Source organism: Pseudomonas sp. Y5-11, from assembly GCF_022368695.1.
GTDB classification, from domain to species: Bacteria; Pseudomonadota; Gammaproteobacteria; order Pseudomonadales; family Pseudomonadaceae; genus Aquipseudomonas; species Aquipseudomonas parakoreensis.
In genome coordinates this window covers 4,499,250-4,518,351 of the sequence record NZ_CP058974.1, presented here as the reverse complement: position 1 = coordinate 4,518,351, position 19,102 = coordinate 4,499,250, and the positions used below count along the sequence as shown (strand labels likewise).

The 19,102-nt window shown below is 55.6% G+C and carries 22 protein-coding genes; 13 read left to right on the top strand and 9 right to left on the bottom strand.

The window, feature by feature from the left end; genetic code table 11:
- From HXW87_RS19805 to HXW87_RS19775, 7 genes are all read left to right on the top strand, one after another.
- Window positions 1-252: DUF6124 family protein (locus HXW87_RS19805; RefSeq protein ID WP_239777555.1), on the top strand; the 252-nt coding region annotated here is incomplete at its 5' end.
- Between the two features lie 140 nt (window positions 253-392).
- On the top strand, window positions 393-1,934 hold the full coding sequence (locus tag HXW87_RS19800; RefSeq protein ID WP_145596806.1) for a DUF2235 domain-containing protein: 1,542 nt from the start codon (window positions 393-395) through the stop codon (window positions 1,932-1,934).
- Window positions 1,934-2,590, top strand: a complete 657-nt coding sequence (locus tag HXW87_RS19795) for a DUF2931 family protein (RefSeq protein WP_027614309.1) — start codon at window positions 1,934-1,936, stop codon at window positions 2,588-2,590. Before HXW87_RS19800 ends, HXW87_RS19795 begins: the two co-directional genes overlap by 1 nt.
- 11 nt (window positions 2,591-2,601) lie before the next feature.
- Window positions 2,602-3,258: a DUF2931 family protein gene (locus HXW87_RS19790; RefSeq protein ID WP_239777554.1), complete on the top strand. Its 657-nt coding sequence runs from the start codon at window positions 2,602-2,604 to the stop codon at window positions 3,256-3,258.
- Between the two features lie 11 nt (window positions 3,259-3,269).
- Window positions 3,270-3,926, top strand: a complete 657-nt coding sequence (locus HXW87_RS19785; protein ID WP_239777553.1) for a DUF2931 family protein — start codon at window positions 3,270-3,272, stop codon at window positions 3,924-3,926.
- A 10-nt stretch (window positions 3,927-3,936) separates the two neighbouring features.
- Entirely contained in the window at window positions 3,937-4,593 is a 657-nt protein-coding gene (locus HXW87_RS19780) for a DUF2931 family protein (RefSeq protein WP_239777552.1), read from the top strand.
- Window positions 4,594-4,604: 11 nt separating this feature from the next.
- A complete protein-coding gene (locus HXW87_RS19775) occupies window positions 4,605-5,261 on the top strand; it encodes a DUF2931 family protein (RefSeq protein ID WP_239777551.1) in 657 nt (218 codons plus the stop codon).
- Between the two features lie 259 nt (window positions 5,262-5,520).
- Here the strand turns inward: HXW87_RS19775 and HXW87_RS19770 are convergent, their stop codons facing one another.
- From HXW87_RS19770 to HXW87_RS19745, 6 genes are all read right to left on the bottom strand, one after another.
- Window positions 5,521-5,847, bottom strand: coding sequence for a hypothetical protein (locus tag HXW87_RS19770; protein WP_239777550.1), 327 nt, complete (start codon window positions 5,845-5,847; stop codon window positions 5,521-5,523).
- Window positions 5,848-6,287: 440 nt separating this feature from the next.
- Entirely contained in the window at window positions 6,288-7,064 is a 777-nt protein-coding gene (locus HXW87_RS19765; protein ID WP_239777549.1) for a hypothetical protein, read from the bottom strand.
- Entirely contained in the window at window positions 7,027-8,169 is a 1,143-nt protein-coding gene (locus HXW87_RS19760) for an ATP-binding protein (RefSeq protein WP_239777548.1), read from the bottom strand. The genes HXW87_RS19765 and HXW87_RS19760 overlap by 38 nt, the downstream gene beginning before the upstream one ends.
- A gap of 96 nt (window positions 8,170-8,265) precedes the next feature.
- On the bottom strand, window positions 8,266-9,390 hold the full coding sequence (locus tag HXW87_RS19755) for a DNA alkylation repair protein (protein WP_239777547.1): 1,125 nt from the start codon (window positions 9,388-9,390) through the stop codon (window positions 8,266-8,268).
- Between the two features lie 2 nt (window positions 9,391-9,392).
- Window positions 9,393-9,998, bottom strand: coding sequence for a glutathione S-transferase (locus tag HXW87_RS19750; RefSeq protein ID WP_182401261.1), 606 nt, complete (start codon window positions 9,996-9,998; stop codon window positions 9,393-9,395).
- A gap of 61 nt (window positions 9,999-10,059) precedes the next feature.
- On the bottom strand, window positions 10,060-10,968 hold the full coding sequence (locus tag HXW87_RS19745) for a MurR/RpiR family transcriptional regulator (RefSeq protein ID WP_239777546.1): 909 nt from the start codon (window positions 10,966-10,968) through the stop codon (window positions 10,060-10,062).
- Between the two features lie 539 nt (window positions 10,969-11,507).
- Here HXW87_RS19745 and HXW87_RS19740 point away from each other — a divergent pair.
- The 3 genes from HXW87_RS19740 (at window position 11,508) to HXW87_RS19730 (ending at window position 14,055) form a co-directional block, all read left to right on the top strand.
- Complete coding sequence (locus tag HXW87_RS19740; RefSeq protein ID WP_003225981.1) at window positions 11,508-11,912, top strand: TraR/DksA family transcriptional regulator; 405 nt, start codon at window positions 11,508-11,510, stop codon at window positions 11,910-11,912.
- 225 nt (window positions 11,913-12,137) lie between these two features.
- Window positions 12,138-13,742 (top strand): methyl-accepting chemotaxis protein, encoded by a 1,605-nt coding sequence (locus tag HXW87_RS19735; RefSeq protein ID WP_239777545.1) that lies wholly within the window; start codon window positions 12,138-12,140, stop codon window positions 13,740-13,742.
- A gap of 112 nt (window positions 13,743-13,854) precedes the next feature.
- A complete protein-coding gene (locus HXW87_RS19730) occupies window positions 13,855-14,055 on the top strand; it encodes a hypothetical protein (protein ID WP_007966907.1) in 201 nt (66 codons plus the stop codon).
- Between the two features lie 6 nt (window positions 14,056-14,061).
- Here the strand turns inward: HXW87_RS19730 and HXW87_RS19725 are convergent, their stop codons facing one another.
- Together HXW87_RS19725 and HXW87_RS19720 are read right to left on the bottom strand one after the other, a co-directional pair.
- Window positions 14,062-14,298, bottom strand: a complete 237-nt coding sequence (locus tag HXW87_RS19725) for a DUF2789 family protein (RefSeq protein ID WP_047294978.1) — start codon at window positions 14,296-14,298, stop codon at window positions 14,062-14,064.
- Between the two features lie 46 nt (window positions 14,299-14,344).
- Entirely contained in the window at window positions 14,345-14,620 is a 276-nt protein-coding gene (locus HXW87_RS19720; RefSeq protein ID WP_121184898.1) for a hypothetical protein, read from the bottom strand.
- 399 nt (window positions 14,621-15,019) lie between these two features.
- Between HXW87_RS19720 and HXW87_RS19715 the strand changes: the two genes are divergently transcribed.
- The 3 genes from HXW87_RS19715 to HXW87_RS19705 all read left to right on the top strand — a co-directional run bounded on the left by HXW87_RS19715 (window position 15,020) and on the right by HXW87_RS19705 (window position 16,838).
- Window positions 15,020-15,490 (top strand): hypothetical protein, encoded by a 471-nt coding sequence (locus HXW87_RS19715; protein ID WP_047294976.1) that lies wholly within the window; start codon window positions 15,020-15,022, stop codon window positions 15,488-15,490.
- An 8-nt stretch (window positions 15,491-15,498) separates the two neighbouring features.
- Window positions 15,499-15,696, top strand: a complete 198-nt coding sequence (locus HXW87_RS19710) for a hypothetical protein (protein ID WP_239779177.1) — start codon at window positions 15,499-15,501, stop codon at window positions 15,694-15,696.
- Window positions 15,697-15,824: 128 nt separating this feature from the next.
- Window positions 15,825-16,838 carry an ABC transporter substrate-binding protein gene (locus HXW87_RS19705; RefSeq protein ID WP_239777544.1) on the top strand — a complete coding sequence of 338 codons (1,014 nt, stop codon included), beginning with the start codon at window positions 15,825-15,827 and terminating at the stop codon, window positions 16,836-16,838.
- Between the two features lie 124 nt (window positions 16,839-16,962).
- Here the strand turns inward: HXW87_RS19705 and HXW87_RS19700 are convergent, their stop codons facing one another.
- The gene (locus HXW87_RS19700; RefSeq protein ID WP_239777543.1) at window positions 16,963-19,095 is read right to left on the bottom strand and encodes a TonB-dependent receptor; all 2,133 of its coding nucleotides are present in this window, start codon (window positions 19,093-19,095) and stop codon (window positions 16,963-16,965) included.
- Between the last annotated feature and the right edge of the window lie 7 nt (window positions 19,096-19,102).

The following is a 19,102-nucleotide window of genomic DNA, read 5'->3' as shown; positions in this document are numbered from 1 at the left end:
ACCCCGGCCAGCCAAATCATGGCCAGCCACCAAAGTCCCGAACCTATGTACCTCGCCAACCCGAAGTGCAACACCGAATCCCTGCTCGCCAACGCCAGCGAAACCCTCGGCTCCGCCAGCGAAATGCTCAACAACTTCGCCGCCACACTCGACACCTCCCACCGCAAAACCGCACTGGGCATCGCCCAAGTCGTCATGCTCGGCGAACTCGCCGTAAACCAGGCTCTCGACAACGTCGAAATCGCCCACTGACCACCCCGGTGCGACGAGCCCAAACCCTCGTCGCACCCGGCAATCCCAACCGGGCTGGCACAGAGCCACGCCTTGCGCCTCCAGGCCTCGGCTGTCACCCTTCGGCCCGTTCTTCAAGGATCAGAACAAGGAATCAAGGATTGAGTGGCTACGTTCCCAACCCCCCGAAAAACTACCGCTACGAAGAAGCCAAACCCGTCGATATTCATGCCCAGCGTTGGGCTGAGTATGAGAAGCATGGGAAAGAGCCCGCGCGCGAGCCCGAGAAAATCGGCATTGCGTTGAGGATTGGGGTGTTCTTTGATGGTACTGGTAACAATGCGAATAACACGGCGGCGGGGCTGCTGTGCGGTGCGCAGCATCCGATTGCGCCGCAGGATATTCCTGCTAGCTGTCAGCCCTATATGAGGGATCCCGACAGTAGCTATGGTGCTGGCGCGACCAATATAAAAAAACTTGCCGACCTGTATTACGAAGCTCCGATTGCAGAAGGAGAGGGTTCGATAAAACAGGTCTCACGACCCGTTTATATTGAAGGCATTGGTACTCGATCCAACGAGAAGGACAGCGTCGTCAGCCAAGGCACTGGGCGGGGAGAGACGGGAGTCGTGGGGCGTGTTCAGACTTCGTTTACTTTCATCAAGCAAATCATCGAGGATGCTCTTCAGGAAAATCCGAACAGTGAAATTGCGTCAATCACCTTTGACACTTTCGGTTTCAGTCGAGGTGCAGCCGCCGCTCGCCATTTTGCAAATGAAATTGTAAGAGGCAAGCAGGGGCCGTTAAGGGATTCATTGACGACTTACGCCAACAACTTCAGTCGTACGTTCGTTGATCAGTACGGTAGTAGCATCAACATGGGGTTTATCGGCCTGTTCGATACGGTAGCGTCAATCGCTGGCTTCACGAATTTGGGTAGGGTGTCGAGCCCAATCGCTCCTGGCGTAAAACTGTACCTTGATCGACGTTTCTTCAAAGATGTCGTTCATTTGGTGGCCCGTGACGAATGTCGGGCTAACTTCGCACTCAGCAGAGTCAAACCTGACTATCCCGAATACACATGTCCTGGCGTCCACTCGGACATCGGAGGCAGCTACCTCGATGAGGTCGAAGAATGTGTTTTGATCAGCCCCATGCAAACTCTTGATGTATGGAGCAACACGGACGTCAAAACGACTTCGATCTACCAAGATGCCGTTCAAGTAAAAAGTCAGTGGATAGCCAAGGGCTGGCCTGCACACATGCTGGAGGTCGTAACGCCAGCGGCGCTCGCATTGCCGCCCGACCCACAAGATCGGTTCGGACCCAAACAAAAACGCGTGTACGCGGGATTGCAACTCAAACGCCCGGTCAGCGGTAAACTTTCCACGGTTTATTTGAGAGTGATGTATCAGTTGGCCAAGGAGAAAGGCGTTCCCTTCACCGATATACCTGGGCGTACGGAATATGCCGTTCCCCAAGAGCTGCAATCGATCTGTGACAGATTCGTCGCCGGCGACTACACCACCTCTCCCGATGACGAACAATTGCTGAAACTGAAATACATCCACACCTCTGCCAACTGGAACCACCCCCAAGGCAGGCGGGACGGCAGCGGTTTGCGAGCTGTTTACATCAACGCACCCACGGAGGATGGCATTCGCGTGCAGCATCCTCACGTAGCTGATTGGAAGCTTTGGTAATGAGAATACTCGTAGCTCTGTTGAGCATTTTGGCCTTCACCGGATGTAACGCAACAAGCTCCAACTCCGGAGAAAACGATCCTAAGTACCCTTGGTGGGAACTGGCGTTTATCAAACCCAATTTTATGAACGTGTGGGTTGAAGACAGCTCCGTGGAGGACATCGACGGTAAAACTTTTCTACGTGCCGGGGGAGGGAACGCCAGCGGTGCAGAACCGAATGATGACAAGGAGTCTGCGCGCGGTTGGATTGGTGTCGGAGGCACAGGCAAACCGGTTATCGGGGCAGGGTTACCCAAGCGCATCTTCGTCCGCTGGCAATCGATACCGGAACAAAAAACCTACCGTGCTTGGGTAGATATTCCTGAGGAGGCCAGACAGGTGATGGTGACGTCTACCCACCAACGTTGCCCGGAGACCCCCGAGAAAACGGCACGTTTCATGGCCTCGGTCTATTTGGGACTCGCACCGGGTGGAGTGGTGCAGGTGTGGGTGAGAGACCTTTGTCGGCGCCCAGTTAAAGTCGCTCGCGCTCAGGCTGAGTTGGAGCCGCTGGGGCCAGAGTTGGGCAAGAACGGCGGTCAATATGCTTATCCTGTGAGCGAAAAGGCTAAGCGGTATATCGATAAGTACGGCATTCCGTACGGGAGTTGGTAAACCGTCGTCCGATGAAAAGATTTCCAACGATACTTTTTGCCCTATTGATTAGCGGCTGTGACTCAAGTGATCCGCTATCAGCCAAAAACGACCCCAAATCTCCTTGGTGGGAACTAGGCTTTACCGAGCCCAACTACATGAAAGTCTGGGTTGAGGACACTTCGGTCGAAGACATTAAAGGCAGAGTATTCCTGCGCACCGGAGGTGGATCCGCCTCAGGCGGGCAGCCAGAGGATGGAACAGCATCTGCTCAAGGTTGGCACGGCGTGGGAAGTAACGGAAAAAATGTTGTAGGTGCTGATCTTCCCAAAAGGATCTATGTCCGTTGGCAATCCATTGTTGAACCGCAAACGTACAAGGTCTGGATAGATATCCCAGAGGAAGCCAGGCAACTCATGCTTGAATCCGTCAATCAGCGCTGCGCCAAAACACCTGAACAAGAGGGGCGCTATAACGCGTCTCTGTACCTGGGCCTGGCTCCCGGAGGTGTCGTGCAAGTCTGGGTCAGAGACTCATGCCACCATCCTGTTAAAGTCGCCCGAGCACAGGCAGAGGTTGAACCGCTAGGGCCTAGTCAAGGTAAGAACCAAGGGCGCTATGCGTATCCCGTCACCGAAAAGTCCAAGCGGTATATCGATAAATTCGGCATACCGTACGGGAGTTGGTAACCCGCCCGCGAATGAAGCAATTCATATTAATTTTGAGCGTTCTACTGGTAGCTGGATGCCAGACTACGGATCCACTTTCAGCCGAGAATGATCCGAGATCCGATTGGTGGGGGCTGGCTTTCACTGAACCTGATTACATGAGGGTTTGGGTGGAAGACAGCTCAGTTCTGGACATCAATAACAGGACTTTTTTCAAGGCGGGCGGAAGCACCGCTGCCGGAGGTGAACCAGAAGATGGCACAGAGTCAGCCCGTGGTTGGGGGACGGTCAGTGGTTCCGGTATTCCGGTAACCGGTGCCGATCTTCCCAAGCTCATCTTCGTTCGTTGGCAGTCCATATCAGAGCAGAAAACTTACAAGGGTTTCATTGAAATTCCAGAGTCAGCGAGGCAATTGATGGTGGATTCAACACACCAGCGTTGCCCGGAAACTCCTGAAAGGACCGCTCGGTACATGGCTTCGCTTTACGTGGGGCTCGCCCCGGGTGGGGTACTTCAAGCATGGGTCAGAGACTCATGCCATCGCCCGATTCAAGTCGCTCATGCCCAGGGCGAACTTGAACCGCTAGGCCTGGAGCAGGGGAAGCACGGCGGGCGCTATGCCTATCCGGTGAGTGAGAAGGCCAAGCGCTACATCGACAAGTACGGCATTCCGTTTGGGAGTTGGTAACCGTCACCTGATGAAACTACTTACAGCGATGCTTTGTGTTCTGTTGATCAGCGGGTGCCAGTCAAACGATCCGCTTTCAGCAAAGAACGACCCTAAATCTCCATGGTGGGAACTCGGTTTTACCGAACCTAACTACATGAAGGTCTGGGTTGAAGACAGCGCCGTGGAAGACATAAAGGGCAAGACGTTTCTACGCACTGGCGGTGGAATTGCATCGGGCGGGCAGCCTGAAGACGGTACAGAATCGGCCCGAGGTTGGGACGGAGTGGGTGCATCTGCCAAAGCAGTAGTAGGCGCTGATCTCCCAAAACGAATTTTCGTTCGCTGGCAGTCCATCGTGGAGCCTCAAACCTATCGCGCATGGGTGGACATACCCGAAGAAGCCAGACAATTGATGATGACCTCGGTCAACCAGCGCTGTGCGAAAACCCCGGACCAAAAAGCTACCTATATATCTTCGGTCTACTTGGGATTGGCTCCCGGAGGTGTCGTACAAGTATGGGTTAGAGACTCCTGCCACCATCCAATCAAAGTGGCTAAAGCCCAAGCTGAAATCGAACCGCTAGGTCCAAGCCAAGGTAAAACCCAAGGGCGTTACGCTTATCCTGTCAGTGAAAAGTCCAAGCGATATATCGAGAAATTCGGCATTCCTTACGGGAGTTGGTAAGCGGTAAACCAATGAAGCTATGCATTGTGGCGGTATGCATGTTGTTCCTGAGCGGCTGCCAGTCTGCCTCTTCGCTATCCGTAAAAAACGACCCGAAATCCGATTCGTGGGAGCTTGCGTTCACCGAACCCTATTACATGAAGGTTTGGGTTGAGGACAGTGCCGTCGAAGACATAAACGGCAAGCTATTCACGCGGACGGGAGGAGGGACGGCCGCTGGCGGGGAGCCAGAAAATGGTAAAGAGTCCGCGCGCGGTTGGCATGCGGTAGGCGCGGCTGCGAAACCAATGATTGGCGCTGTCTTGCCCAAACGCATTTACGTGCGCTGGCAATCCATTGTCGAACCGCAGACCTATAAGGTTTGGGTGGATGTGACTGAAGAGGCGAGGCAACTGATGGTGCAATCGGTCAGTCAGCGGTGCCCGGAAACACCAGAGGAACAGGCCAGCTACAGCGCATCTATTTATCTGGGATTGGCGCCCGGGGGCGTTGTACAAGTTTTTGTTCGGGACGAGTGCCATCGCCCTGTCAAAGTCGCCAGAGCGCAGGCAGAGGTTGAGCCGCTGGGGCCTAGCCAAGGAAAGAACCAAGGGCGCTATGCGTATCCCGTCAGCGAAAAGTCCAGGCGGTATATCAAGAAATTCGGCATTCCTTACGAAAGCTGGTAAGTAACGTACTTTGGGTTTCCATGACCGCCCTGAATACCGCTTCTAACGAGGCGCGCCGTGGCTTCAATTAGGTGACTTGGGACGGTGCGGATGATTTTTATCGTCCAACCTTTAAGCACGATAGAGGCGGACCGCGTCTTTTAGGACCTCTACCAACTGGGTGACGATAAAGCAACAGGCGTCGTAAATATCAGCAAAAAATAAATACGTTCCCTTTTTTCTTCGCTTTTCTCCTGCTTTTCTTATATCCACTTTTATGTCATGGTTTTTTAGACTGAAACCAAGCGGTTACATAGTTTGCTCCTATTGCCCCGACTATAGCTGGGAACATTATGATCCACAGCGAATTGTTACGTTGGGCATGCTCAATCATTTCTTCTGTCATTGTCCCTTTGTTTTTTAGAAAGCTAAATATCGAAGAGAATTCCGTCATCATACCTAAAACTAAAGTGGCCTCAAAAATCAAGACAATGCCTGCTAAAAGCGATGTGAGTCTCCAAGGCTCCTGCCCTTTTACCAGCATAAGTATAAGGAACGCTGGAGTTGCCCCCACCATCACACCAAAAATCAGCGGGAAATCTTCCATTTAAAACCTCATCGAATGTAAGTGCGCGTGACTATAACATCAAGGGAGAAATTTGGTCCAGAAGCGGACAGATTTACTTACGGTAGTTGTTGAACGGTAAATCTTTGTACGAACTTGTGCCGTTGTCTTGTGAACGACGCTAATGCCCAAGCAGAAGGTCGAACCAAAGCAAGAGTCCAGGGCGGTAGGCGCATAACTGTTAGTGAGATGTCGAATCGAAACCTCGAAATTACGGTATTCCATATGGAGTTATGCGAGTCGGAATATTTTGAAAAATGGGGCAAACCGTAGGCGGTCAATTCTAATTTGCCCCCATTTTCAGAGCGATAAAATAACAAGTGATTGCTACCTTGGGCTGGGTAGTACAGCCGTAAGGCGGGGCAACACCTGAAAAACTAATTGATGAGGTGGTTCAAACGGAGTTTTAGTTTGGTCACTCGTCAGCCCTGTTTTTTGGCTTTGTCGTTCAAAGTTTCGTACCAATTTTTATCTCGAAGAAATTTAGTGCTGGTCATGATCTTCGGTTCTATTAGCCGACTATCACCTTTTATTATTTTGTGAAGCTCTGCAATAAACGTGCGATAGGCAATTTTTCCATGACATTGAGAAATTTCAAGGGGATGTCTTCCATCTATAGGGAGAAACTCTTTGTTTTTTGGAGGCTTTGTAGGTATGCCAGAAGCTTGTCTATTCTCCTCCTTTTTCTTCATTCTCTCACAGTCATAGAGGTTTCTTTTGATGACTTCTCTGGCTGAGTGAATTTTAGCAGTAAGCTCATCGCGCTTAATTTCCAATGCATTTTTTAGTGCATCTTGGATCTGTTGTGGTGTTGCTAACTTGTTTAGAGCCTCCTTAAGGTGGTCTGGGTTTAAAAATGAGTGTTCGATATCATTCAGTGGCGTGAAAATTTCAGAAGTCCTCTCACACCCATCCAGGTTGAAGCGTGCGGCCGCTAGTATAAGTTCAAATGACATTTCTTCGCTGGTTCTAAAGTCCCGATCTCTATGTATGATGATTCTTGCGTCGGGCCTAAGTTCGCTTAGTAGTACGGAGAGCTGCCTCGCACCTGATAAGTTTCCGCAGCCATGATAAGACAGGCAAGCAAAATTTCCCGCATAGTTGGCTTTAACAAAAATCTTTACAAAATCTGCTTCTTTATCTTCGGTTAATACAATGAGCTTATTTTTTTGGATCAAATGCTTGTGCGCCAAGTGCAAGTGCCCCAAGCTCCATCAGTATTGGGATCGCAGGGAGTTGGCCTGATGGGACTGATACTTCCTTGCCGGAGTCTAACCAAATAACCTTTATGTCAAGGTCGTCCATCATTAGCTGGAGAAGTTGAGGTGAGTGCGTCGCCAGTACGACTCTTGTGAGCGTATTTGTAGTAAGTGATTTTAAGGCGCGGTGCAGACGAGTTTGGCTATCTGCATGTAGGTGCGCGTCAGGTTCATCAAGCAAAAGTAGTGGCGGTGCATAGAAGCAGGCGTAGGCAAGTATTTGAATTACTTGCAGCATTCCGGTTGAGGCTGAGTCTAGCGTGAACTCTAGTCCTCTATATTCTACGCTTACATCGATATAGCGATCTTTAGCACTGTTGTGCTTGATGTATACGTAAGCGCCGGGGTAGCAGTCATTTAAAAAAGAGCAGAAGGCGCGCCAGGATGATGTCTCAGGTAAGTCTTCAATATCTAAGGCGCCCCTGCACCAATCTGTAACTACCTCAGCCGATAGGTCTTTGTGCAGAAGATGATCTAGAAGGGTTCGTAAATATAAGTTCGCGTCGCCGTGCATTGCAGCGGCATCGAGGGCTCCCCTAGTTTTCCACTCTTCTTTCAGGGGGATGCCTGAAAGACCTGGAGTGAAAATTGAGAAAGGTAAATCTCGATCGCCAATAGTGGGCATTAGTTTATCATCGCCCTCGTAGTTTAAGGCGAGGTTTGCATTTTTACCCCTGGTTACTGAAACTGATAAAGATAGGGTTTCCGGATTTTTTTCTTTTTCAGTGAGTGTGCATTCAAAACCAAGCTTGAAGCCTTTAGTTTGACTGGCGGCGTCCCCATGCCTCAAACTTAAGAGTTTTTCTGTTGGGCGGTAAAAAACTTCGTCCAATGCTAGTGTTTTTAACTTTTTTATAGTTCTTCCTGTATTCTCAATGAATGCGGACTGCATTAGTGAAGTGCAGAGCTGTGCTGCTTGGAGAATACTGCTTTTGCCGCTAGTGTTTCCGCCAACTAGTACGGTGATTGGCTTAAGTGTTATTTCCTGGGCTTCAATTTTTTTAAAATTTTGAATGTATATCTTATCAACGCGTACTTCGGTCATTAATCTATTCCTTTAGTCTGTGGTGCTGTAATCATATCGCTGCGAGGCAGCAAAGCAGATCTTTCGAGAGCTTCTGCGAGTCTAAGTGCTGCCAAATTAACGAAAATCGAGGCCTCCTCCCGCACTAATTTCAAACTCACCAATCCCCAAACCTTCCCCATTAACCAAAACCCTAACCCCATGCCGCCCCAAAAAATGCTTCCGCGTCGTAAAATCCCTAATCACCTGCCGCCTCCCCACAACCACCTCCCCAAACCCCGCCAACTCCACCGTCTTCAACTTGAAAACCTTCCCCGACACCCCGCCATTCGCCTTCACATAGTCAATCGCATAATCAATCACCAACCGCTGTTCATGCGCCACCGTCGACTTCACCGTAAACGACAACGTAACCGCCTCACCCAACCGAACCACCGCCGGCTCAACCCGCACATCCAGCAACTCAACCTCAGCCTTGGCCCCCGCACCAATCACCGTCAGCGCACGCAGATCGCCCTGTTTGATCAAGCTGCGCAACGCATGCTTGGCAATCCATGCCGTGTGTTTGTTCTCCAGCGACCAGCCTTCAATCGTGTCCAGCACCCATGCCGGATGCTCTTTGGTCACGTCATTCAGATGGTTCGCCACGGACTTGCGCACGTACAGGCTTTCGTCTGCCTTTAACCGATCGAGGATTCCGGCGGTCAGTTGCGGGTTGGCTTGCACGGCTTCGAGGCGGAATGACCAGGGCAGGCGGGGGCGGGTGCCTTCGCTGGCGAGGCGGCGGACGTGGTGGTTTTGGTCTTGGGTCCAGTCGTGCAGGAGTTCCAGCGAGCGTTCGAGGTCGTTGCGCAGGAAGTGGCGGATGGCGAATTCGGAGGAGCCGAAGGTGGTGAAGTATTTCAGCGCTTGCATCGAGGTATCGAAGGCGTGGCCGCCGTAGCTGGCGACGTAGTGCGGCAGGCACATGCTGACGAATCCGCTGTTGAGGCGGGGGGCGAGTTCGCGCAGGACTTCGAGGGAATCTTCGTAGTCCAGTGGCAGCACGGCGTGCAGGCTTTCGCTGACGCGGGCCATGCGTTGCATCACCGACAATTCCGCCAGCCCTTGGTTGGCGTGCTTGAGAAACGCCTTGGCCTTGAATGCCGGGTATACGGCGCTCATTTCGCTGGCGATGTGTTGCAGGCGTTCGGCGTTGAAGATTTCCTTTAACGCCGGGGCGGCGGTGTCGGTGGCGCTCATGGTCAGGTCATCGGGGTGCTGACGAACGCTTCGAGGGTTTCGGCGTACGCGGTGTATTGGGCGATGTGCGGGTAGCGGCGGGTGTCGATCTGGTCGGGGACGACAAGGCCGGTGAAGCTCCAGGCGACGGCGAGGCTGATGCCCGCCTGTGTGAGGGTGCCGTCGGTGGGCAGGCCGGTTTTTTCCAGTTCCTGTTCGAGGGCGGTGAAGGCGGCGGCGAGTTGGCCTTCGACGCGTTCGACCCACGGCTGGTATTGAATGTCGGCCGGGCGCAGGTTGCGTTCGTAGTAGAGCTGCACGGCTTTTTCGCAGGCGGCGAGGCTGAGGCCGATCAGGCGCAGGGCGTGGGCGCGTTGTTGGAGGTCGCTCGGCAGCAGGCTGTTGCCGCTGGCGGCTTCGAGGTAGTCGAGGATGAGGGTGGAGTCCATCAGGACCACGCCGTCATCGAGGATCAGCGTGGGTGCCTTGACCACCGGGTTGATCTGCTGGAATTGCTCGAAGTGGCGGAACACCGAGACCGATTCATGTTCGAGGTCGATGCCGAGGCGTTTGGCGGAGATCGCCACGCGGCGCACGTAAGGGGAGTCCAGCATGCCGATCAGTTTCATGACGCGTTCCTTCAAGTCGAACCGGTGGGAAGGCATAACCTAGCCGAGCCTGAGGCAAATGTCAGTCGTCAAAACCGGCCTGCTCGTGAATCTCATCCACATTCAATTCCAGCCGATACGCCACCGCCACGAACAACGCCTGACACAAACACAAGGTCGCGCTCAACGAACGAAACGCCAGTGCGCTGCCTTCATTCACCAGCAGCAGGCTGTTGGCGTTTTTGGCCAAGGGCGAGAGGTGGCTGTCGGTGAGGATCAGGGTGTTGGCCTGTTGCTGGCGGGCGTAGCGCAGGCAGTGTTGGGTTTCCTTGGCGTAGGGGGTGAAGCTGATGGCGATGACCAAATCACCGCTACGCACGCTGCGCATCTGCTCGCGATAACTGCCGCCCAGCCCGGAAACCAGGTGAATGCGCTTGTGAGTGTGTTGCAAGTTGTAAACGAGGTAGTCGGCGACGGCGAAGGAGCGACGCACGCCGACCACATAGATGTTGTCGGCGTTGACGATCAGGTCGACGGCTTTCTCGAATGCGACGTCGTCGAGTTCACGGCCCAGACGTTCGATGCCGGAGCGGGTGGCGTCGATGCATTCGCGGGCGAGGTCGCCGTCGCTGGCCTGCTGCGACTGGTTGGCGATCATGCTGCGAATGCGTTGCTGGTAGTTGTGTACCGGCGAGGCTTTGTGGGTGTAGGCGGTGCGGAACAGCGCCTGCATTTCGCTGAAGCCACTGAAGCCGAAGCGCTGCGAAAAGCGCACGATGGCAGACGGATGCACCTCGCATTCGCGGGCGATGTCGCTGATGCGATCGACCATGATCCGCTCGCTTTGCTGACTTATGTAGCTGGCGATGCGTTTGAGTTGGCGCGGCAGGGTGTCGTATTCGTCGGTGATCAGTTGCAGCAGACGCTCGGCATTGATCGGGGGGCTGGCGAGGGCAGGCTCGTCGTTGGCCGGCAGATCGGGGCGGGGCATAAGTCTTCCTTCAGGCTGATCAAATCACACTGTGGCGAGGGAGCTCGCTCCCGCTGGACTGCGCAGCAGGCCCAAAGTTGGGGGCCGCTTCGCGACCCAGCGGGAGCAAGCTCCCTCGCCACAGTTATTAACGGTGTGCCTGATGATAGGCGGGGTGCGGGGAGTTGGCAGGGGAGATTTCCGGCGTCTGCGCAGCTGAAACGATGCACTGCGCGGGCGGCATGGCTGAAAAAAATGCGACCAACTGCCGCTCGGTTAGCCGTTTGTCTTCTATATACAGCCGTTGGACTGAATTTCTTGCTATAAACGCACTCCGATGACCGCCATGACGCCTGTGTCAGAGCTGTTTACGGGGCTTGTCGGACAAATTCCCGGTATTTACAGTTGCTGAGGCCTCAAACGGGCCTTAGACTGCCGCCCCTTCGTAAATTGAGTGCCGGGTGGCGTTTGCAATAAACGATGCCTTTTCGTCGACCGGACACGGTTCGCCGGAACGCTCCCTATTTCGCCTTAATGCACGTTTTTTTATAGAGATATCAATGACAAAGGACAAGTTGCTGGCCATGCCGGCAGATGACTACATGAATGCCGAGCAGCACGCTTTCTTCACTGAGCTGTTGCAGAACATGAAAGTCGAAACCCATGAGCGCATTGAGCAAAACCGTATCGCCATCGAAAGCCTGGACACTCCGGCCGACCCGGCGGACGCGGCTTCGGTTGAAGAAGAGCGCACCTGGCTGGTGAACGCGATCGATCGCGACCAGCGCATGCTGCCGCAACTGGAACAAGCCCTTGAGCGCATCAAGGAAGACAGTTTTGGCTGGTGCGACGACAGCGGCGAGGCCATCGGCCTGAAACGCCTGCTGATCAGCCCGACCACCAAATACTGCATCGAAGCTCAAGAGCGTCACGAGCAGATCGACAAGCACCAGCGTCAGGCCTGATTCCATGGCTGCCCCCTGAATCGGGGGCGCCTGCAAAAGATCGCAGCCTTCGGCAGCTCCTACACGAGCTGACGGGACTGCGATCTTTGCTTTTGCTCGTCTGCGATATGTTGCGCACCGTTCCATTGACCTGCTGCAGACTCCACGACTAACGGACCATGGATAATGGCGTTCTAGTGGCGTTTAATGCAGTCACAACAATGAGAACATGCGTGGGGTGTTGATATGACGAGAGATGGATCTCTGGTTGGGGCTTTGCCCGCACCAGTGCTGTTGCCGAAAAACCGCTGGATCGCTCCGACCCTGCAAAGCATCGCCCTGATGCTGTTGCTCGCCGGCATGACGCTGGGTGGAGGGTCGCTGTACATCGGCCTGCCGCTGGCGGTGCTGATTGTCTGGCTGCCGCGCCTGCGCTCGCGGGCCATACCCGATGTTGCGCCTGTCGATGCCGGTAACGCGATTTCCGAACTCACTCGTGACCTTTCCTACACCACCAGTCATAACGCGCTGTCAGCCGCCGGTGTGGCGTTTTCCGTCAAGCAACTGGCGAGCAAACTGGAATCGCAACTCGACGCGGCGGCGCAGATTGTCAGCAACGCCGAAGTGATGATCGCCACCGAACACGCCACCTCGCAGCTCAGCCGTGAAGCGCTGGACGCCGCCAGTGAAGCGCATCACAGCAGCGCGGCGGGGCGCACCGAACTGGTGGATTCGATTGCGCGCATGCATCAACTCAGTCAACGCGCCAACGCCAGCCGTGAACTGATCGAAGCCCTGAGCCTGCGCAGCGATGACATTCAACGGGTGACGCTGGTGATTCAGTCCATCGCCAGCCAGACCAATCTGCTGGCGCTGAATGCGGCGATTGAAGCGGCGCGGGCCGGCGAGCATGGCCGGGGTTTTGCGGTGGTGGCGGATGAGGTGCGCGGTCTGGCGGCGCGCACGGCGTCGGCGACGGGCGAAGTCGGGGAGATGGTCGCCGACATTCAGCAGCGCACGGCGCAAGTGGTGGAGCAGATTCGCGAGCTGTCCAGTGATCTGCAGACCGGCGTCGAGCAGGTCGAGAACACCGGCCAGCATCTGGAAAACATCGCCCGGTTGGCCGCCGGCGTGGAAGGTCAGGTCGGCGAAATCGCCCGGGGTGCGGAAACCAATCGCGAGCAACTCGACAGCCTGTTCAAGGCCATCGAACAGATGCGCAGCGATCTGGCGATCAGCGATCAACAGACCCGGCGCCTGGCCGAGGCCGCCGTGCAGATGGAAGGCCAGGCGGAAACCATCAGCGAGCGCCTGGCCGAAGTCGGTCTGGATGACTATCACCAGCGCGTCTATGACCTGGCGCGTGAGGGCGCGAGTCAGATTGCGGCGCGGTTCGAAGCGGATGTCGAGCAGGGGCGGATCAGCCTTGAGGATTTGTTCGACCGTCAATATCAGCCGATTCCCGGAACGCAACCGCCAAAGTTTCAGACCCGTTTCGACCGCTACACCGATCAGGTGCTGCCGGCGATTCAGGAGCCGCTGCTGCCGCGCCACGAAGGCCTGGTGTTCGCCATCGCCTGCACGCAACAGGGCTATGTGCCGACGCACAACCTGGCATTCAGTCAGCCGTTGACCGGTGACGAGCAGGTCGACGCGGTGGGCAACCGCACCAAGCGCAAGTTCGCTGACCGCACCGGGATTCGCTGCGGTAGTCATCAGCAAGCGGTGCTACTGCAGACGTACACCCGCGATACCGGCGAGCTGATGCATGACCTGTCGGTACCGATCATGGTCAAGGGCCGGCATTGGGGCGGCCTGCGCCTGGGCTATAAACCGGAGAGTCCACGCTGATCGATTGTTACCGCTCGCGCAACGAATCTGTGCACGGGCGTTGCTGTTTCCTCTGCGACGAAGTCATTAACATGGCCGTTAGTTAGGTAGCTAATGAAGTCGAGAGGTCAGTATGTGCAGAGTCGATGTCGCGGTGATGATTGGCAGTGGTGTACCCGCCGGATTGCGCGCGATGGGCCAGAGTGTCTGCTGGGTGGTGCTGCTCAACGGTGAGCGGCGTGGCACTGCGTTCGCCAGTCGCGACGAGGCGGAGGAGTGCAAGGCTGCCTGGCTCGCGCAACTGATGGCCGAGCCTGGCGACAGCTTGCACTGACATTTATTAACGTCCGTCGTGCAGGCGTACGTTCAACTCATCGACCAGCACCGCTTCTTCGCCGTCGGCGCGCAACCATTCTTTCAGAAGTTGCGCCTGTTGCGGCGTCCAGAACTCGGCATCGATCAACTTGGTGTTGGCGTCCAGCGGATGCGCTTCGATGAAATCGTCGATTGCCTCGTTTTCCGAAGGCAGGCCCAGTTGGTCGAACAGGGTTTTCAGATCATAGGCTGGCAGTTCCATCGTTTACTCCTTTTGCGTTGGCCGGAATGGCACTGTCGCTCGCTCTTTATCTGAGGCGGCCGTTGGACAAGAGTTCGATTCGTGATTCAAGCGAGCGGGCAAGAGCGCACGCTTCGTTATGATCTTCGCGGAAACCTCTTACACGACCGGTGGATGATTCTTTGATATGAAAGAACGCGTTGCCCGCCGGAACTACCTGAAATCGAGGTCTGTGATTGCCTGGTCCGTGTTCCGCCAGTTCAGCCAAATCGGTGCCTTGCAGTACGAATGGCGTATCGATACCCGGGTTGGAAGGCTGGGCAAAGTGAGTCAGAGTGCACATATGAAGTCCTTTTCATGAGATAGCCGACGGTTACAGGTCGGTTCGGGTAGTCGGAAGGAGCATCGCTGCTCTAGAATCGCCAGTGTCTGTTGGCGACAGGTGCCTATCTAAAGCAATTTTTTACCGGCGATATGTCGGAAAAGGGCTTTTTTTCGTCAGCTTTTTCCCTAAGGTTTGTAGTCCGTCTTCGTTGCGCTTCAATGAAGATTTTTCCTTCAAAGCCTGGCGAACGTCGAGGCAAGTTTCTCGCCTGACTTTCCAGTAGTCTTGCGAACTTGTGATGTATGGGCGCTCCGCTTGTTTCAGGTGTACTGAAGTCAATCGGTAACAGCATCGGCCTGGCCGTTTTTTTGCCGTGCGCGTTTTGCGCAGGTACTTTTCAGATGTGGGGATGTTTCCTTGGCAGTCAGTAATCTCGATATGCATGCTTTGTTCGTGTTGGGTGATTTGCGTGCAAAGCTGGTCAAGCTGTTTCAATCGCGTTTTGTTTACATCACCGAACAGAACGCCGAAGGTATTTACGTGGCCGAGATCGACACCGAAAGTGCATTGGTGGTCGATGACAAACCGGGGCTAAAGCTCAAGGTCGGCGATCATTTCAGCGCGGCCGTGCTGCCCAGCCGTGAAGGCGGCAAGATGGACATCCGCTTTCGTGAAATCAAACTGACGGTGTACGGCCTGGGCGATTACGCTTTTGTCGATACAGCGGAGGGTCACGCGATCCTGTTCAAGGAAGGCCACAGCGTGGTGACGGTGTTTGCCGCGCATCAGCAATTGCAGGAAGGCCTGACCAAAACCCTGAAAGCGGTCACCGGCAAAGCCGCGAAGTGGCGCAAGGGCGAGTTGGTCACGTTCAAGGCCAGCGAGTGACTGGCGATTTGAGTCGCGCTGACTTCCATTCCCGGCACCTCGACCGAGCACGTGAAGAGGCTTTGCGGTTGTTCAACGCCAAAGCCGTGATGCAAGGCGCGTGGTTGAACTGGGTGGCTGCACAGATCTACACGTTGCGGCCTGCGGAATACGCCAGCATGGTCAGACGCGAGCTGCAAAGCTTGCAGGAAAAGTCTGAAACGTAACCTCGTCGGGATAGGGTCCCGGAAAAAGCAGGAACCTCGGCTACAGTCAGTTGACTGAGTATTCAGAGGCTTGCGGTCTTCTGCCAGGCCATCCTGCTACTGCTGTGAACAGCACGAGGTGCAAAAGCATGAAAGGATTTCGACGGCTACTGGCCGCCAGCATGGTCACGTTTGGTGTGCTGACATCGGCGCAACCGGTGACGGCGGCGCAAACGCCCATCCATTTTGCCGACCTGAACTGGGAAAGCGGCAGCCTGATCACCGATGTTCTGCGGATCATCGTCGAGAAAGGTTATGGCTTGCCGACGGATACGTTGCCGGGCACCACCATCACCCTGGAAACGGCGCTGGCCAACAATGACATTCAGGTCATTGGCGAGGAGTGGGCCGGGCGCAGTCCGGTGTGGGTCAAGGCCGAGGCGGAGGGCAAGGTCGCCAGTCTCGGTGATACGGTCAAGGGGGCTACCGAAGGCTGGTGGGTACCGGAGTACGTGATCAAGGGTGACCCGGCCAAGGGTATCAAGCCGCTGGCGCCAAATCTGCGCAGCGTCAGTGACCTCAAGCAATACAAGGACGTGTTCAAGGACCCGGAAAACCCGAGCAAGGGCCGTTTTCTCAACAGCCCGATCGGCTGGACCTCGGAAGTGGTGAACAAGCAGAAGCTGAGCGCTTATGGCCTGCAGGATGACTACACCAACTTCCGCAGTGGGTCGGGTGCGGCGCTGGATGCCGAGATCAGTTCTTCGATCCGCCGGGGCAAACCGGTGCTGTTCTATTACTGGTCGCCGACACCGTTGCTGGGCAAATTCAAACTGGTGCAGCTGGAAGAACCACCGTTTGATGCCGAAGCGTGGAAGACCCTGACCGATGCCGATAACCCCAATCCGAAACCGACGCGTTCGCTGGCCTCGAAACTGTCGATTGGCGTGTCTACGCCGTTCCAGAAACAGTATCCACAGATCGCGGCATTCTTCAGCAAGGTGGATTTCCCGATCGACCCATTGAACAAGGCGTTGGCCGAGATGAGCGAGAAGCACACTGCGCCGCGCCAGGCGGCAGAAGCGTTCATGAAGGCGCATCCGGAGGTGTGGCAGGCGTGGGTGCCGAAGGATGTGGCGGAGAAGGTCTCCGCCAGTTTGTAATCGCTCTCTGTAGGAGCTGCCGCAGGCTGCGATCTTTTGATCTTGATCTTAAAAAATCAAAGTCAAAAGATCGTCCGATCGCGGCCCGAGCCTGCGGCAGCTCCTACAAGGCATCGGGTTAAGTTCAGAACCTGGTCTGCACCGCCAATTCAAAGGTGCGCGGCGTACCCAGATAGTAAGCCGGCGACACATGCGCAAACTCGGCATACACCTCGTTGGTCAGGTTACGCACCCGGCCGGTAACGGTGGTATGCGAGTCGACCTTGTAGCTGAGGAAGCTGCCGAACAGTGTGTACGACGGCACGGTCATGGTGTTCGCGGTGTCCGCATACACCGACGCCACATACCGCGCATCGACCCCTCCTTGCCATTGCGGCGAAAAATCATAAGTCAGCCACAGATTGCCGACCCGATCCGGGACGTTGGTCGGTGTGTTGCCCTTGCGTGAAACCACCACGCCGGCGGCGTTCTTTTCGGTGAAGTCGTCGTATTGCGCATCGACCCAGGCGAAGTTGCCTTCGGCCAACAGCTTGTCGGTGATCCGCAGGGAGCTGGCGATCTCGATGCCCTTCGAGGTTTGCTGACCGACCGGGATGCTGCTGGTCGGGTCCAGCGGATCAGTTACAGCGAAGTCTTTGCGTTCGATGGTGTACGCGGCAACCGTCGCCGAGCCACGGCCATTGAGGTAGTCGAACTTGCTGCCGATTTCCCACTGTTTACCGGTTGAAACATCGAAGTCCTGCGTGCCGTTCGGTTGTTCGGCGGCGGTGCTGTATTGCACGTAGACGTTGGCCGACGGGATGAACTGGTAGGTCAGGCCGACGCGCCCGGTGACCGGCTCCCAGCTGCGTTTGAGGTGCTTGGGATTGGTGGCCGTCACCGTGCGATGGTTGGTCACGTCGAGGTCGATGTCGTCGTAGCGCAGGCCGGTGAGCAGCGCCAGTTTGTCGGTCAGGGCCAGACGGTTTTCCGCGAATAGCGCTTTGGTCGTGACTTCGTTGGTCTTGTCGCTGATCAGCGCCGGGTTGGTGCCGGGAATATCGTAGAAATGCCCCGGGCGGTAGTTGTTCGGGTCGACCGTGCTTGCGCCTTTGATATTCAGCGGCGAGTTGGTGGTCTGGTTGACCTTGTACTCGAAACCACCGGACCACGTCGTGTCGAGACCGAAAAACCTGTTGTCGTGGCGCAGTTCGAACTGGTCGCCGTTCTGCTCGCCCTGATGCCGCACTTGATACGCGGTGGAGCGGTTCACCGCGCTGTTGTCGGCGTTGTACTGATAGGTTTCGAGGTTGCGGTAGTCGCGCTGGCTGTCGAGGTGATACAGCGTGTTGCGCAGGGTGGTGCTGTCGTTGATCCGGTAGTCGATAATCGAGCGCACCCAGATCGTGCGCTGTTCGTAGCGTCCGTCCTCGACGTTGTAGTTGTTGAAGCGGTTGTGTTTGTCGATCTTCAACTCGCCAGCCTTGGGGTTGAGCACCGGCGTGCCCCAGTACGGGCTGTCTTCGTGTTCGTCCTGATATTCCAGGGCCAGCGTGTGTGACAGGTCCGGCGTAAGGTCGCTGAGCAACGAGAACGCCACGCTCCAGGCATCGCGTTCCTGGCGATCAATGTAGCCGTTGCTGGTGTTGTGGCTGACATCGAGGCGCGCATAGTGCTGCACGTCGGCGCTCGGTTCAGTCAGCGCATGGTTGAGGCCGAACGCGGTTTCGGTGGTGTCGTAGCTGCCGTAGCTGATGCGACCTTCAGCGGCTTGTTCGTCGCGGGTTGCCAGTCTGGTCACGTAGTTCAGCGAGCCGCCGACCGAGCCTGCGCCGTTGATCAGCGACGACGGGCCGCCCACCAGTTCGACCCGATCATAGATCCACGCATCCACCGGTCGGGCGAGGCCGCCGGAGACGTTGATGCCATTGAACATCTGGGTGATCTGGCTACTGGTGAAGCCGCGATAGGAGACGAATCCGCCAAAGCCAGGCGGCGCACTGGCATTGACCCCGGGCAGGGTGTTGGCGGCGTCCTGGAAGTTCTGTGCGCCGTGGCGTTCGATGTCGTTGCGATTGGCGATGGCCACCGAAGCCGGTGTGTCGCGCACGCTGAGGCCGAGGCGCGAAGCCATGCCGCTGGATTGCTCTAGGCTCAGGCCCGGTTCGCTGGTGGATTCGCCGTCGATGGTGATCGGCGCCAGATCCACGGAGGATTGCGCCCAGGCGTTAAGGGACAGGCAGCCGCACAGGCTCGCCAGCAGAGGAATATGTTTCATCGTTTGA